Raw genomic sequence first — 15804 nt, forward strand, 5'->3', positions numbered from 1 at the left:
CGCCTCCCGGCCCCGGCCCGGAGCCACCGCCCTTGGAGGGCGGCGCGCAGTCCGACGGCGCCGGCTTGCAGTCCGACTGCGTGGGCGGCGGCTGGCCCGGGCGGTCCGGCCGTCCGTACTTCGCGAAGTCCGCGGCCAGCCGCCTGGACTCCTGCTGGAGGCCCATCAGGTCGATGCGGTCGTCGTTGAAGGCCGGCATCGGCAGGCCGAGCACCTTCTTCTTCGCCGTGTCCACCTGTTCGAAGAAGGTGCGGTTGTCGACGAGGAACCTCGCCGCATCCCGGAGCGACGGCGACACGTTCCGGTCCTGCGAGATGCGCTGGAGGTCCGCGTGCGACAGCGAGCCGTCCTTCTTGCCGTCCAGCAGGTCCAGGTAGCCGAAGTTCGCCTCCAGCGTGCGCAGCGAGTCCGCGTAGTCCAGCAGCTTGGGGTCCAGCGGGCTGCGGCTCCCGGACGCGCCTCCCGCCTGCGCGCCCCCCGCCGACGAGGCGCCCGCGTACCCCTGGCCCGCCTTCGCCGCGTCCTGTGGCGCGCAGTACTCCGTCTTCGCGGAGGGGTTCTTCTTCAGCTCATCCGCCACGCCCAGCGCGCCGCTGGCCGCCATCATCACGTTGCCGGTCATCACCCCCGCGGCCGTCTTGATGGAGTTCGTGAGGACGGGGGGAAGCCCCAGGGCGTCCCCCGCCAGGTCGGTCACGGCGGCCATGGGACCGCCCAGCAGGTTCGCCACGCCTTTGAGGATGTCGAGCATCGATACTCCCGCGCGACGGGTTGAAGTGGGTGCTGCCAGGGTGCCGCGCGCCGTCTCTTCGGACGCGGGCAGGCATTGCAGCGGCGGTGCCGGGCGCGCGGGCGCGCGGGGCGAGTCGATTCGAGGGGTTGTGCGCACGGGCCCCCGGTCCGCGTCCCCACCCGCGGACGGTCCGGTCCGTCGCGGAGGATTGCGGCTAGAGTCCCGCGCCCATGCGCACCTTCGGGCTGGACTACGGCACCAAGACCATCGGCGTGGCCGTCTCGGATGGACTGGGGCTCACCGCCCAGGCGGTCACCACCGTGCGGCGCGCGTCGCTCAAGGCGGACCTCGCGGAGCTGTCCCGGCTCGTGAAGGAGCACGAGGTGACGCGCTTCGTCCTGGGGCTGCCCCTCAACATGAACGGCTCGGAGGGGCCCCGCGCGGAGGCCACGCGCAAGTTCGCGGAGGTGCTGGAGAGCGCGCTCGGGCTGCCCGTGGAGCTGTGGGACGAGCGGCTGTCCACCGTGGCCGCCCAGCGCACCCTGCTGGAGGCGGACGTGCGCCGGGAGAAGCGGCGGGAGGTCATCGATCAGCTGGCCGCGCAGTTCATCCTGCAGGGCTGGCTGGACGCGCACCGCCCCAGGACCGACGGCTACGACACGGGCTACGACGATTACGACCCGGAGGCCTGAGCCCCGCCTCCGGGAACCACCTGCCAGTCACTACGGCTGGCGCCGGTACACGTGCAGCGGCGCGGAGAAGCCGTCCTGCTCCTGGTACGCCACGCCGTCGAGCGTCAGCGTCCGCCCGTCCAGCTTCACGCCCGGGTCCTTCACCAGCTTGCCCCCGTCGAAGCGCACCAGCACCTCCGGGCGCGCGTCCCCCAGGCGCTGGCGGAAGGTGTCCCAGCGCACGCGCGCCATGCGCATCTCCGGCAGCCCGGAGAAGAACGCCACCTGCAGGTCCATGTAGCGCGGGTCGTCGTCGATGGCCGCCGCGCCGCCCTTCGCCGCCACCTCCTCCTTGAGGAAGCGCGCCACCTGCATCACCGCCACGGGGTTCGTGGACGTGGGGCTCACCGGGCGCAGCGAGTCGTGCAGCCCGCCCTCGGTGCGGAAGGTGTAGATGCCCAGCGCCACCGGCATCACCACCGCCAGCACCGCGCTCACGCCCACCACCGCCCGGCGCGCGAAGTCACCCCGGCCGCCCACCACCGCCGCCAGGCCCGGCGCCAGGAACACGGGCAAGAGCACCAGCTGCGTCACCGTGAAGCGGGCCAGGGGCACGAAGCTCAGGAGCACCGCCGCGCGGAAGGTGAAGTACAGCGCGGGCAGCACCGCCATCACCACCAGCCAGCGCGTCTCCGGGTGCTTCTTCCATGCGCGCACCATGCCCACCCCGCCCAGGAGCGCCACGCCCGGCGTCAGCGTGAAGAGCGCCACCGCGGGCCAGAACCCCAGCTGCTGCAGCCGCCAGCCCAGCGCGCCGCCCGCGCCGCCGGAGTCGGCCACCCACTGCTTGTGGAAGTCCTCCACCGCCTTGATGGGGAAGAACGGGTCGCCGTGCGCCAGCTCGTTGCCCTGCATCCACAACAGCGGGAACGGCAGGCACACCAGGCCAAAGCCCACCGCGCGCGTGAGCGACGCCACCCGGTCCTCGCTGCTGAACGCCAGCGCCACCGTGATGAGCGGGATGTACAGCCACGCGTCGTAGCGCAGCGCGCACGCGAAGTTGAGCAGCACCGCGCCCCAGAACAGCGGCTGGAAGCGGTTCTCCTCCACCCCCTCCGCCACCAGCGCGAACACGGCCAGCATGAAGAACAGCGACACCGCCTCGCTGCCCGCGGTGGTGGAGAACTGCAGGTGCATGCCCCACGCGCTGAAGGCCAGCCCCGCGGCCACGCCCGCGCGCCAGCCGAACAGCCGCCGCGTCAGCGCGAACAGCGGCACCACCGACAACACGCCGAACACCAGGCTCACCAGCCGGCCCGCCACGTCGCGCTCGAACACCGACAGCACCGCACCCACCAGGTACACGTGCAGCGGGCCGAACTGGAACGTCCCGTCCTTGTAGGAGGTGATGACGTGCGGCGCGGCCAGCCACCGCTCCGCCAGCTCCGTGCGCACCACCGCGTCACCGAAGAGGTTCTCGTTGATGAAGAACACCCCCAACCGGGGGAGCAGCGCCGCCACCAGCAGCAGGCCCACCAACCACCGGGTGGACGGCTCGGGCTGGGGTGCGGGCACCGCGGACAGGCCGGGCACGGCGGCGGAGGAGGAAGCAAGGGCGGCGGGACTCGATGCGGGAACCATGGCGCGCGCGAGGATACGCAGGCAGGGCTCAAAGCCAAGCCAGCGACCCTTCCACCTGCCTGATGCCCGCCCGCCTGCCCGGGCCCGGCCCGCGCGCCAAATCCCCGGGCAGCGGGGGATTCGCGCCGTTACGCACCCTTCCGGGCGGGACGGAACCGGTGCGCCGGCCGTCACGCCGACATGTGGAGCGGACACGGACGCCGCCCCACAGTGAGGGCCCGCCTGGACGGGGTGTCCTCCAGCGGAAGGCCAAGCGTCGGGAAGTACGCGCTTGAGCAAGGTGGGACCGGACACATCGCACCGGGGGGGCTCCTCCCAGCGCGCGTCCCGGTCCTTATAATCGAAGTGCCTTTTCACCCCGTGGAGGAGGGCGGCTCCCCTCCGACACGAGCCGAACGCGCGGTCCCACTCCGCGGCGGGGTCCCGAAGGGGCTGAAGCATCGCGATTGTCGTCGCCTGGGACCTCTTCGGAGTGGGTGTGGAATGGCCTTCCAGCCCTCCAGGTTCACCATGTTGGCCCCCCGGAAGCACGCGAGTCCTCGCGTCCTCCTGTGAGGCTACGAGGGAGAGACATGAAGGACGCTGAGAAGGGCTCGTGGGTCTCCAGAATCGCCGCGTTCCAGGACGTGAAGACCTACGCGGAACTCAACTGGGAGGGCTCTTTCGAGGACTACCTCGAAATCGTCCGGAAGAACCCGAAGGTCACCCGCACCGCCTTCCAGAGGATCTACGACATGATCCTCAGCCACGGGAAGTCGGAGTACATCGACAACAAGAAGAAGCTCACCCGCTACCACTTCTTCAGTGACGAGCGCTTCGGCGGCCGCGACGCCATCTTCGGCCTGGACGTGCCGCTGATGAAGCTGGTCAACGTCTTCAAGTCCGCCGCCCAGGGCTACGGCACGGAGAAGCGCGTCATCCTCCTGCACGGCCCCGTGGGCTCGTCCAAGTCCACCATCGCCCGCCTGCTCAAGAAGGGCATGGAGGAGTACTCGAAGACGCCGGAGGGCGCCGCGTACACCTTCTCCTGGCTCACCGACAAGAAGCAGCCGGACGGCACGGTGACCAAGGAGAAGATGAAGTGCCCGATGAACGAGGAGCCCCTCAACCTCATCCCGCGCGAGTGGCGCGACAAGGTCTTCTCCGAGCTGTCCCCGCCGGACTCCGGCTACACCATCCCCAACGGCTGCGAGCTGTGCCCCGCCTGCCGCTTCGTCTTCAAGGAGCTGATGACCCAGTACGGCGGTGACTTCGCCAAGGTCATGGGCCACGTGCACGTCAACCGGCTCATCTTCAGCGAGAAGGACCGCGTCGGCATCGGCACGTTCCAGCCCAAGGATGAGAAGAACCAGGACTCCACCGAGCTCACCGGCGACATCAACTACCGGAAGATCGCCGAGTACGGCTCGGACTCCGACCCGCGCGCCTTCAACTTCGACGGCGAGTTCAACATCGCCAACCGCGGCGTCATCGAGTTCGTGGAAGTGCTCAAGCTGGACGTCGCGTTCCTCTACGACCTGCTCGGCGCGTCGCAGGAGCACAAGATCAAGCCGAAGAAGTTCCCTCAGACGGACATCGACGAGGTCATCATCGGGCACACCAACGAGCCTGAGTACAAGAAGCTCGAGAACAACGAGTTCATGGAGGCCTTGCGCGACCGTACGGTGAAGATTGACATCCCGTACATCACCAAGCTGGCCGAGGAGGTGAAGATCTACGAGAAGGACTTCAACTCCCGCGCCATCAAGGGCAAGCACATCGCGCCGCACACGCTGGAGATGGCCGCCATGTGGGCCGTCCTCACGCGCCTGGAGGAGCCCAAGAAGCACAACCTGTCGCTCCTGCAGAAGCTCAAGCTCTACAACGGGAAGACGCTGCCCAACTTCACCGAGGACAACATCAAGGAGCTGCGCAAGGAGTCCGTGCGCGAGGGCCTGGAGGGCATCAGCGCCCGCTACATCCAGGACAAAATCTCCAACGCCCTGGTGAGCGACAAGGGCGAGGGCTGCATCAACCCCTTCATGGTGCTCAACGAGCTGGAAGCCGGCTTGAAGACGCACTCCCTCATCAACAACGAGGACGCGCGCAAGCGCATGAAGGAGCTGCTCACCACGGTGAAGCAGGAGTACGAGGACATCGTCAAGAACGAGGTCCAGCGCGCCATCAGCGCCGACGAGGACGCCATCGGCAAGCTGTGCGGCAACTACATCGACAACATCAAGGCCTTCACCCAGAAGGAGAAGGTCCGCAACAAGTACACCGGCATCTACGAGGTGCCGGACGAGCGCTTGATGCGGTCGATTGAGGAGAAGATCGACATCCCGGAGAGCCGCAAGGACGACTTCCGCGGGGAGATCATGAACTACATCGGCGCGCTCGCCGTGGAGGGCAAGACCTTCAACTACCGGACCAACGAGCGGCTGCACAAGGCGCTGGAGCTGAAGCTGTTCGAGGACCAGAAGGACAGCATCAAGCTCAAGAACCTGGTGTCCTCCGTCGTGGACAAGGAGACCCAGGAGAAGATCGACCTGGTGAAGGACCGGATGATGAAGAACTACGGGTACTGCGAGATCTGCTCCACGGACGTGCTGAACTTCGTGGCCAGCATCTTCGCCCGCGGGGATGCCAAGGAGTAACGCCTAGCGACTTGCCCAAGAGGGACGTGACACCGTGACCTTGAAGATCCACCAGGACCACTCCCGCTTCAAACAGATCGTCCGCGGGAAGATCAAAGCCAACCTGCGCAAGTACGTGCAGAAGGGCGAGATGCTGGGCAAGAAGGGCAAGGATGCCATCAGCATCCCCATCCCCTTCATCGACATCCCGCGCTTCAAGTACGGCCACAAGGAGCAGGGCGGCGTCGGACAGGGTGACGGTGACGTAGGTCAGCAGCTCGGCCCCGGGGCGGTAGAGCCCGGGGACGGGCACCAGGCCGGCCAGGGCGAGGGAGACCACGCCCTGGAGGTGGACGTCACGCTGGAGGAGCTGGCGCAAATCCTTGGCGAAGAGCTCCAGCTGCCGCGGATTGAACGGCGGCAGAACGAGCGCATCGTCACGCAGAAGGTGAAGTACACGGGCGTCAACACCACGGGCCCGGAGTCCCTGCGTCACTTCAAGCGCACCTTCAAGCAGGCCCTGAAGCGGCAGATCGCCACCGGCACCTACGACCCGAAGATGCCGGTCATCATCCCCACGCGCGAGGACCGCAGGTACCGCAGCTACAAGCTACAGGAGCTGCCGGAGACGAACGCGGTCATCATCTACATGATGGACGTGTCCGGTTCGATGGGGGACGAGCAGAAGGAGATCGTCCGCATCGAGAGCTTCTGGCTCGATACGTGGCTCAAGCACCAGTACAAGGGCCTGGAGTCGCGCTACATCATCCACGACGCGGTGGCGCGCGAGGTGGACCGCGACACGTTCTTCCACACCCGCGAGTCCGGCGGGACGATGATCTCCAGCGCGTACAAGCTGTGCCGGGACATCATCCAGGCGGACTACCCGAAGAGCGCGTGGAACATCTACCCGTTCCACTTCAGCGACGGGGACAACTGGAGCGCGGACGACACGCGCCAGTGCATCGAGATGCTCCGCAACGACATCCTCCCGCAGGTGAACCAGTTCGCCTACGGGCAGGTGGAGTCCCCCTACGGCAGCGGGCAGTTCATCAAGGACCTGCGCGAGGCGGTGGGTGACACGACCAACGTCGCGCTGAGCGAGATCTCCGACAAGGACGCCATCTACGCCTCCATCAAGGACTTCCTCGGCAAGGGGCGCTGACACGAGCGCTTCTGTCTCATCCCCCACCGGAGCCACCGCCCCATGCCCAAGAGCCTCACACCGCGACTCGCAGCGCTTCGGGATGAAATCCACGGCTACGCCAAGGAGTTCGGCCTGGATTTCTTCGACACCGTCTTCGAGATGGTGAGCTACGACGAGATGAACATGGTGGCCGCCTACGGCGGCTTCCCCACCCGCTATCCCCACTGGCGCTGGGGCATGGAGTACGAGCAGCTGGCGAAGGGGTACGAGTACGGGCTGTCGAAAATCTACGAGCTCGTCATCAACAACGACCCCTGCTACGCCTACTTGATGGAGAGCAACCCGGAGGTGGACCAGAAGCTGGTGATGGCCCACGTCTACGGACACTGCGACTTCTTCAAGAACAACTTCTCCTTCCGGCACACCAACCGCCGGATGATTGACGACATGGCCAACCACGCCACCCGCGTCCGGCGGTGGGTGGACAAGATTGGCGTGGAGAAGGTGGAGGACTTCATCGACCGGACGCTGTCGCTGGAGAACCTCATCGACCAGCACGCGCCCCACATCCGCCGCAACCCGGATCCGCAGCGCGCGGAGGAAGAGGCCAAGTCCAACGAGCGCGTGGAGGGCTTCAAGGTGAACCGCGAGTACATGCGCGGCTTCATCAACCCCTCCGAGTTCATGGACTCCCAGCGCAAGCGCGCGGAAGACGAGAAGCAGCAGCGCAAGCGCTTCCCGGAGCGCCCGCAGCGCGACGTGCTCTACTTCCTGCTGGAGCACGCGCCGCTGGAGCCGTGGGAGGTGGACATCCTCTCCATCCTGCGCGACGAGGCGTACTACTTCGCGCCGCAGGGCCAGACGAAGATCATGAACGAGGGGTGGGCCAGCTACTGGCACTCCACCATCATGACCCGCAGGGCGCTGCGCGACGATGAGATCATCGACTACGCGGACCACCACTCCGGCACCATGGGCGTGCGCCCCGGCGCCATCAACCCGTACAAGCTGGGCATCGAGCTGTGGCGGGACATCGAGGACCGGTGGAACAAGGGCAAGTTCGGCAAGGAGTGGGACGAGTGCGATGACCTTCGCGCGCGCCAGGCCTGGGACCGGAAGCTGGGCGCGGGGCGGGAGAAGATCTTCGAGGTGCGCAAGCACTACAACGACATCACCTTCATCGACACGTTCCTCACCGCCGAGTTCGCCCAGCAGCAGAAGCTCTTCGTCTACGGCTTCAACGACAAGCGCAACTCGTGGGAAATCCTGGACCGCGAGTTCCGCAAGGTGAAGAACAAGCTGCTCACGTCGCTCACCAACTTCGGCCAGCCCATCATCGAGGTCGTGGACGGCAACTACGAGAACCGCTCGGAGCTGCTGCTCGCGCACAAGCACGACGGGCAGGACCTGAAGGGCGACTACGCGCGGGAGACGCTGCGCAACCTCCAGAGCCTCTGGCGCCGGCCGGTGAACATCATCACCCGCTACGACGGCAAGGGGAGCCTGCTGCGCTACGACGGGCAGCACCACTCGGAAAAGAAAGTGGAGCTGTAACCGGCAAGCAGGCAGGCGGGCGGGGAAGCGCGGTCAGGATTTGGGCGGAGGCCCCACCCTCCTCTACACTCCTGTATCGCCCCCCATGAAGACCGCTTCCTTCCTCTGCCTGGCCGCCCTCGGGGTGGCTTCGACGTCCGAAGCCGCCACCCATTTCGAAATCAAGAACCGCCGCATCGAGCCGCGCCAGACGCTGGCGGGCGCGCTGCATGAAGCGGCGCTGCCCGACGAGCAGGTGACGGCGGTCATCTCCGCGCTGGAGGGCGTGTTCGACTTCCGCAAGTCGCGCGTGGGCGACCAGTTCCGGCTGGTGATGAAGAACGGCGAGCTGGACTTCTTCGACTACCGCCAGAGCACCGTGGACGAGTGGCAGGTGCGCCGCGACGGGGAGAAGTACGTCGGCAGCAAGCGCTCCATCGAGGTGGAGAAGCAGGTGTCGCTCGTCTCGCTGGAGATCAGCTCGTCCCTGTACGAGGCGACGCTGGCGGCGGGCGAGGACCCATCCATCGGCCTGGTGCTGTCGGACGTGTTCGCGTGGGACATCGACTTCTACCGCGACGTGCGCAAGGGCGACCGGGCCAAGGCGCTGGTGGAGAAGTTCGTCTCCAAGGGCCGCGTGCTGCGCTACGGCGAGGTGCTGGCGGCCACGTATGAAGGCGGCCTGGTGGGCAACAAGCGGGTGTTCCGCTACGTGCTGCCCAACGGCGAGGCCAACTTCTTCCAGGAGGACGGCGCCAGCGCGAAGAAGACCTTCCTCAAGAGCCCGCTGAAGTACGCGCACGTCACCAGCAGCTTCGGGTCGCGCTTCCACCCGGTGCTCCAGTACGTGAAGAACCACAACGGCGTGGACTACGGCACGCCCATTGGCACCCCGGTGTGGGCCGTGGCGGACGGCACCGTCGTGTCCGCGGCCAACGCGGGCGCCGCGGGCAACATGGTGGTGCTGCGCCACGCCAACGGCATGGAGACGCAGTACATGCACCTGTCGCGCTTTGGCGACGGCGTGCGCTCCGGCCAGCGCGTGCGGCAGAAGCAGGTGATTGCCTACTCCGGCAACACCGGCCGCTCCACGGGCCCGCACCTGCACTTCGGCCTGAAGCGCAACGGCACCTACGCCAACCCCCTCACCCAGAAGTTCCCCCGCGCGGATCCGCTGCCCAAGGAGCTGACGGCGGACTTCCTCGCCAAGGCGCACGACATGGCCCAGCAGCTGGACGCCGTGTCCGTGGCCGCCGTCGCCGGCAAGGCGGGCCCGCCGCCCGCCGCCGCGAAGTAGCGGCCCTCCCCGCGCGCGAAGCCCACGGGCCCCCTCCCCTTCACGGTGGAGCGGGGCCCGTCGCTTTTCCCCAAGCCGTCAGGCCCACTCGATGAGGAACTCGGAGTCGCCCAGGCACCGCTCGGTGCCCCGCACGTGGCCCTCGCGGTGGAGCGCGCCGAGCACGCCCCCGAGGATGCCCTCGTGCACCTGCACGGGCAGCAGGTCGCCCTTGAAGGTCAGCCGCACGCGCTTGTCGCCCAGGGCCTGGTACTCGCGCTGCCCGTAGCTCACCGCGGTGGCGTAGGACGCGGGGGCGTTGCTGTACATGCGCTTGGGGTCGCCCGCGCCGGCGGTGAGGCGCAGGAGCGTCTGCCCCACCGTGGACTCGAAGAAGGTCCCGACGATGGCCTCCCCACACGCCCGCAGGGCGGCTTCGCGCGTGCCGTACGCAGGCTGGAGGGCCTCCGACGCGAAGCCCATCAGGCGCAGGAAGTCCACCGCCGGGTAGGAGAAGAAGTCCACCGGGCTGCGCTGCATGAGCGGCGCGCGCAGGCGCTCCGCGGCGTCGCGCCCCAGCCGCTGGTGCGTCAGCTGCAGCACCGCCGCGAAGCTCAGCCCCCGCACGGTGTCCCCGGGCCGGGTCAGGGCAATGCGCTGCTCCAGGTCGTCCAGGGGGAGGGACATTCGCTTGCCGTTGTACTCCAATTCCGCGTGCTTCCGGTTTCCCTCCGAAGGCGGCTTCACATGTCTGTCATTCCCCGGGGCCGCGTCGCGTCACGGCGGGTCGCGGGGCACCTTCCCTCCCTGGCGGGGGAAGCGGCCGACCCCGCGCGGGGGGCGTGGGTTTCCCCTGCCCTGGGCTGGCGTGACACGGTAGCCTTCCGCCATGGGCGCCCCGCGTCAAAGCGTGGGGGCTCCCGGCTGTCCATCAACCCCTTCGCGATCCTCCGAGACGACCGACTTATGGCTCCTCCCGCCTCCGCGCGCCCCGCACCGCCCCCGCCCTCCGCCTCGGGAACTCCCGAAGACAGCGGCCGCACCGGGCTCGACGCGGCCAGCGTCCGTCGCGGCTTCTTCGAACACGTGCGGTATTCGCGCGGCAAGAACCCGGAGACGGCCACTCCGCATGACCGCTTCATGGCCCTGTCCCTGGCCGTCCGCGACCGCCTCACGGACCGCTGGGTGAAGACGGCGCGCACCTACTACGAGCAGGACGTCAAGCGCGCCTATTACCTCTCCGCGGAGTACCTGCTGGGTCGGGCGCTGGGCAACAACCTGCTCAACCTCAACATGTACGACGCCGCGGCCGCCGCCATGCAGGAGGTCGGCGTGGACCTGACGCAGCTGTTGGAGATGGAGCCGGACGCGGGCCTGGGCAACGGCGGCCTGGGCCGGCTGGCGGCGTGCTTCCTGGACTCGCTGGCCACCCTGGGCTACCCGGGCATGGGCTACGGCATCCGCTACGAGTTCGGCATCTTCTCCCAGGACCTGGTGGAGGGACACCAGGTGGAGCGCGCGGACGAGTGGCTGAAGTTCGGCAACCCGTGGGAAATCGTCCGGCCGGAGAAGGCGGTGCCGGTGCGCTTCTTCGGGCGCGTGGAGCACCACCAGGGCCCGGATGGCCGGCCCGTGGCGCGCTGGGTGGGCGGCAAGACGGTGATTGGCGTGCCGTACGACACGCCCATCGCGGGCTACGGCAACAACACCGTCAACACGCTGCGGCTGTGGCAGGCGCGCGCGAGCGCGGAGTTCGACCTGCTGCTGTTCAACGCGGGCGACTACGAGCGGTCCGTGGTGGAGAAGAACGACTCGGAGGTCATCTCCAAGGTCCTCTACCCCAACGACGCGTTCCAGGCGGGCAAGGAGCTGCGCCTCAAGCAGCAGTACTTCTTCGTGGCGTGCTCCATCGCGGACATCGTCCGGCGCTACCTGAAGAACCACAACGACTTCCGTGACTTCAGCCGCAAGTGCGCCATCCAGCTCAATGACACGCACCCGGCCATTGGCGTGGCGGAGCTGATGCGCGTGCTGGTGGACGAGAAGCGCCTGCTCTGGGACGAGGCCTGGTCCATCACCCAGGAGACGTTCGGCTACACCAACCACACGCTGCTGGCGGAGGCCATGGAGCGCTGGCCGGTGTCGCTGTTCGAGCGGCTGTTGCCCCGCCACCTCGAAATCATCTTCGAGATCAACCAGCGCTTCATGCGCCAGGTGCAGATCCGCTACCCGTTCGACGTGGAGAAGCAGCAGCGGATGAGCCTGGTGGAGGAGGGCCCGGAGAAGAAGATCCGCATGGCCCACCTGGCCGTGGTGGGCAGCCACAGCATCAACGGCGTGGCCGCGCTGCACACGGACCTCCTGCGCCGGGACGTGCTGCCGGACTTCGCGCAGATGTACCCGGAGCGCTTCAACAACAAGACCAACGGCGTGACGCCGCGCCGGTGGCTGGCGTGGTGCAACCCGCGCCTGTCCAAGCTCATCACCAGCCGCATCGGCGAGGGCTGGGCCACGGACCTGGACCAGCTCCAGAAGCTGGAGGCGCACGCGGAGGACCCGGAGTTCCGCAAGGCCTTCCGCGAGGTGAAGCGCGCCAACAAGGAGGAGCTGGCCCAGCACGTGAGGGATTTGCGCTGGGTGCAGCTCAACCCGGACGCCATCTTCGACGTGCAGATCAAGCGCCTGCACGAGTACAAGCGGCAGCTGCTGGACGCCATCCACATCGTGGCGCTGTGGATGAAGGCGCGCAGGGACCCGGCGAGCGTCATCACGCCGCGCGCGTTCCTCTTCGGCGCGAAGGCGGCGCCGGGCTACCACCTGGCGAAGCTGACCATCCGGCTCATCAACGGCATCGCGGAGGTGGTCAACAGCGACGCGGGCGCCACGGGGTTGCAGGTGGTGTTCCTGCCCAACTACCGCGTGAGCCTGGCGGAGCGCATCATCCCCGCGGCGGACGTGTCCGAGCAGATTTCGACGGCGGGCTGGGAGGCCTCCGGCACGGGCAACATGAAGCTGATGCTCAACGGCGCGCTGACGCTGGGCACGCTGGACGGCGCCAACGTCGAAATCCGGGACGCGGTGGGCGACGAGAACTTCTTCCTCTTCGGCCTCACGGCGGACGAGGTCATCGCGCGCAAGAAGGCCGGCTACCGGCCGCGCGAGGTGTACGAGGCCAACACGGAGCTGCGCGAGGCGTTGGACCTCATCCGCTCCGGCTTCTTCTCCCCGGAGGACCGCAACCTCTTCCAGCCGCTGGTGGACAGCCTGCTCAACGAGGACCGCTACCTGGTGCTGGCGGACTTCGCGGCCTACGCGGCGAAGCAGGAGGACGTGGCGCGCGCCTACAGGGACGTGGAGTCCTGGACGAAGAAGTGCATCATCAACGTGGCCCGCGCGGCATCTTCTCCTCCGACCGCACCATCAAGCAGTACGCGGAGGAGATCTGGAAGGTGCAGAAGACGGACGTGGAGTGACGTGCCGGTGAGCCCCGGCAGCCCCGGCGCCCCGGGGCTGCCGCGCCGTCAGCCGCTCACGCGGCCTTGTTGAGCCAGGCCTCGTACGCGCGGAAGTCGTAGTCGCGGCCGAGGAACCGGTGCACCAGCCGGGCGGCATCGTCGGAGCCGCCCGGCTCCAGCACCGCGCGGCGGTAGGCCTGCGCGGGCTCCGGGTTGAGCAGGCCCTTCGTCTGGAACACCGTGAAGAGGTCCTTCGCGATGACGAGCGACCACATGTACGTGTAGTAGTTGGACGAGTACCCGTCCAGGTGCCCGAAGGTGAGGTGGAAGTACGTGCCCTCCAGGTACGGGAAGGGGACGTACTGGCTCTGCAGCTCGCGCACGAGCGCGGTGGCGTCCAGGTTCGTCGGGTCGCGCCGGTACAGCTCCAGGCTGAGCGCCGCGTAGAACATCTGCTGGCGCACGAAGAGGCCCTTGCCGAACTCGTCCGCGGCGAGCATGCGCTCCACCAGCTCCGCGGGCAGCGCCTCCCCCGTCTGGTAGTGCTTCGCGAAGGTCTGCAGGCACGTCACGTCGCGCGCCCACTCCTCCAGCATCTGCGACGGGGCCTCCACGAAGTCCCACTCCGTGCGCACGCCGGACAGACCCGCCCAGCGCGTGTGGCCGCCGAAGATGTGGTGCAGCAGGTGCCCGAACTCGTGGAAGAAGGTCTCCACGTCGCCGTGCTGCATGAGCGCGGGCTCCGTTCCGGGCTTGGGGAAGTTGCAGATGAGCGCGCCTTCCGGAAGCCGCCGCCCGGCCTTGCCGCTGGTCAGCGTGAACTGGGCCGCGTGCTTGTACTTGTCCGCGCGCGGGTGCATGTCCAGGAAGAAGCGGCCCTTGAGCGTGGCGCCTTCATAGACGTCGTAGGCCTCCACGTCCGGGTGCCACACCGGCACGTCCTTCACCGGCTTGTAGGTGACGCCGAACAGGCGCGCGGTGAGGTCCAGCACGCCCTGCTTCACGCGCGTGTACTCGAAGTAGGGGCGCACCGTCTGCGAGTCGAAGGCGTACTGCTCCGCCTTCACGCGGTCATCCAGGTAGCCGGAGTCCCACGGGTTCACCTTGTCGGCGTTCGGGTCGTCCTTGCGCTTGCGCTCCAGGAGCACCGCGTAGTCGCGCTTCATGCGCTCTTCGGACGCGTCCGCGATCTTCCGGATGAAGGTGCCCGCGTCCTCCGCGGTGCGCACCATCTTGTCCTCGGTGGCGTAGGCGGCCCAGTGCGGGTAGCCCAGGAGCGTGGCCAGCTCGTGGCGCTTCTGGACCAGGCGCTGGAGCACGTCCACGTTGGCGGGGTAGCCGCGCTGGCGGTTGGCGCGCCAGAGTTCCTCGCGGGCCTTGCCGTCGCGCGCGTAGGTGAGGAAGGGCACCAGGTCCGGGTAGTCCGTGGAGATGCGCACCTGGCCGTCCTCGCCGGGGGCGTGCGCGCGCACGTAGTCCTGCGGCAGGCCGTCCAGCGCGGCCGGGGGCAGCGCCACCTTGCGGGTGTCCTGGCTGATGTTGCGGCTGAACTCCTGGCCAATGCGGACCAGCTCCTCCTGGAGCGCCTTCACCTTCGCGCGGGTGGACTCGTCGCGGTCCACGCCGGCGCGGCGGAAGTCGCGCAGCACCTTCTCCATCCACTTGCGCGTGGCGGCGTCCTCGTTGGCCAGGCTCACGCCCGCCAGGACGTCGTAGACGCCCCGGTCCATGCGGATGTCATTGGCGAGGTTTTCGATGGCCTGCTCGGCGCTCTCCGCGGCCTCGCGCAGGGCGGCCTCCGGGTGGGTGTGGCGCACGACGCTGGCGCGCGCGGCGGCGTCATCGAGCGCGGCGGAGGACTCGTCGAACAGCTCCAGCACCTCGCGGGGGGGCGTGGAGGCGGGCAGCGTCTTCAGGCGCGCGATGCCGTCGCGGGCCTTGGCCAGGGCCTCCTCGCTCGCGCGGCGGAACTCCTCCGGCGGGCAGGTGACATGGCGGGCGGCGTCGGGGACCAGGGGCTCGGACACGGGAAGGGCTCCTCTCAAGCCGTGGGTGTGCGGCGAAGGGCCCAAAGCTAATGCGCCCCGCACGCCCTGGCAGCATCCGAGTGGCCCGGGGCAAGCGGTTGCCGGGCAGTGGACGCCCTCCCCTGCCCCGTCCGTCGGGCGGCGGACGGGCGGGCCTCCGGCAGTCCTCCCCCGACGGCACGGGGGAGAGGAGGTCACCGGAACTCGATCGTCACCTCGTTGAGGTAGACCCGCACTCCATTCAGCTCGTTTGTCGACACGGACAGCCTCTTGGTGCCCGGTGTGGTGGCCCGCACCTCCACGCGGTTCCGGCCCTGGTTGTCCGTGAGGCTTTTTTCCTGCAAGAGGGTGAAGCCATCGTCGGAGCCCCCCTGCACGTTGACGGCGCGTCCGGACAGCGGCGTGGCGTCCTCATTGCGCAGCGTGACCGTGACGACCATGGTGTCCTGACCATTCGCCATCAACAGCTCCGTGCTCGGGGAGAGCTCCACCGAGCATTTCGACGGGGCCACCAGGGTGGAGGGAGCCTCCGGGTCCTCTCCACAGCCCACCGGGACTCCCAGGGCCAGCAGCCCCACCACCAGACACCGAGACAGCGCGCGACGCGAAGACATGGGTATTCCTTCCCAGACAGCCCGCGCCCGGAGTGGGCATACGGCGGGCGGAGTCTGTCATGGGCAGGGATGCGCCAGGAACGGCGGAAGGC

9 protein-coding genes and 2 pseudogenes are annotated in these 15804 nt (G+C 68.1%); 6 read left to right on the top strand and 5 right to left on the bottom strand.

Going from position 1 to position 15804, the window contains the following annotated elements:
* Positions 1-751: pseudogene (locus tag ACLEQD_RS07995) on the bottom strand (hypothetical protein); the annotation flags it as partial.
* 212 nt (positions 752-963) lie between these two features.
* Between ACLEQD_RS07995 and ruvX the strand changes: the two are divergent.
* On the top strand, positions 964-1425 hold the full coding sequence (gene ruvX / locus ACLEQD_RS08000) for a Holliday junction resolvase RuvX (protein ID WP_338262115.1): 462 nt from the start codon (positions 964-966) through the stop codon (positions 1423-1425).
* 30 nt (positions 1426-1455) lie between these two features.
* On the opposite strand, the gene ACLEQD_RS08005 is transcribed toward ruvX, so the two are convergent.
* Complete coding sequence (locus ACLEQD_RS08005) at positions 1456-3045, bottom strand: ArnT family glycosyltransferase (RefSeq protein ID WP_410382934.1); 1590 nt, start codon at positions 3043-3045, stop codon at positions 1456-1458.
* Positions 3046-3617: 572 nt separating this feature from the next.
* On the opposite strand from ACLEQD_RS08005, the gene ACLEQD_RS08010 reads away from it, so the two are divergent.
* From ACLEQD_RS08010 to ACLEQD_RS08025, 4 genes are all read left to right on the top strand, one after another.
* Positions 3618-5681: a PrkA family serine protein kinase gene (locus tag ACLEQD_RS08010; RefSeq protein WP_410382935.1), complete on the top strand. Its 2064-nt coding sequence runs from the start codon at positions 3618-3620 to the stop codon at positions 5679-5681.
* Between the two features lie 34 nt (positions 5682-5715).
* A complete protein-coding gene (locus ACLEQD_RS08015; protein WP_171415174.1) occupies positions 5716-6825 on the top strand; it encodes a DUF444 family protein in 1110 nt (369 codons plus the stop codon).
* Positions 6826-6867: 42 nt separating this feature from the next.
* A complete protein-coding gene (locus tag ACLEQD_RS08020) occupies positions 6868-8361 on the top strand; it encodes a SpoVR family protein (protein WP_410382936.1) in 1494 nt (497 codons plus the stop codon).
* An 85-nt stretch (positions 8362-8446) separates the two neighbouring features.
* Positions 8447-9637, top strand: a complete 1191-nt coding sequence (locus ACLEQD_RS08025; RefSeq protein WP_410382937.1) for a peptidoglycan DD-metalloendopeptidase family protein — start codon at positions 8447-8449, stop codon at positions 9635-9637.
* Positions 9638-9715: 78 nt separating this feature from the next.
* Here the strand turns inward: ACLEQD_RS08025 and ACLEQD_RS08030 are convergent, their stop codons facing one another.
* Positions 9716-10303 (bottom strand): DUF2378 family protein, encoded by a 588-nt coding sequence (locus ACLEQD_RS08030; protein ID WP_410382938.1) that lies wholly within the window; start codon positions 10301-10303, stop codon positions 9716-9718.
* Positions 10304-10582: 279 nt separating this feature from the next.
* Here ACLEQD_RS08030 and ACLEQD_RS08035 point away from each other — a divergent pair.
* Positions 10583-13089 (top strand): annotated as a pseudogene (locus ACLEQD_RS08035) (glycogen/starch/alpha-glucan phosphorylase).
* Between the two features lie 56 nt (positions 13090-13145).
* Here ACLEQD_RS08035 and ACLEQD_RS08040 read toward each other — a convergent pair.
* Complete coding sequence (locus tag ACLEQD_RS08040; RefSeq protein WP_410382939.1) at positions 13146-15098, bottom strand: M3 family metallopeptidase; 1953 nt, start codon at positions 15096-15098, stop codon at positions 13146-13148.
* 194 nt (positions 15099-15292) lie between these two features.
* Positions 15293-15712: an Ig-like domain-containing protein gene (locus tag ACLEQD_RS08045; protein WP_410382940.1), complete on the bottom strand. Its 420-nt coding sequence runs from the start codon at positions 15710-15712 to the stop codon at positions 15293-15295.
* Between the last annotated feature and the right edge of the window lie 92 nt (positions 15713-15804).

The organism is Corallococcus sp. 4LFB (assembly GCF_046520365.1).
GTDB lineage: Bacteria > Myxococcota > Myxococcia > Myxococcales > Myxococcaceae > Corallococcus > Corallococcus caeni.

Excerpts from the sequence above, each read along its gene's own strand:
- ruvX (WP_338262115.1), top strand. The coding sequence starts at position 964 with ATGCGCACCTTCGGGCTGGACTACGGCACCAAGACCATCGGCGTGGCC.
- ACLEQD_RS08005 (WP_410382934.1), bottom strand. The coding sequence starts at position 3,045 with ATGGTTCCCGCATCGAGTCCCGCCGCCCTTGCTTCCTCCTCCGCCGCC.
- ACLEQD_RS08010 (WP_410382935.1), top strand. The coding sequence starts at position 3,618 with ATGAAGGACGCTGAGAAGGGCTCGTGGGTCTCCAGAATCGCCGCGTTC.
- ACLEQD_RS08020 (WP_410382936.1), top strand. The coding sequence starts at position 6,868 with ATGCCCAAGAGCCTCACACCGCGACTCGCAGCGCTTCGGGATGAAATC.
- ACLEQD_RS08025 (WP_410382937.1), top strand. The coding sequence starts at position 8,447 with ATGAAGACCGCTTCCTTCCTCTGCCTGGCCGCCCTCGGGGTGGCTTCG.
- ACLEQD_RS08030 (WP_410382938.1), bottom strand. The coding sequence starts at position 10,303 with ATGTCCCTCCCCCTGGACGACCTGGAGCAGCGCATTGCCCTGACCCGG.
- ACLEQD_RS08045 (WP_410382940.1), bottom strand. The coding sequence starts at position 15,712 with ATGTCTTCGCGTCGCGCGCTGTCTCGGTGTCTGGTGGTGGGGCTGCTG.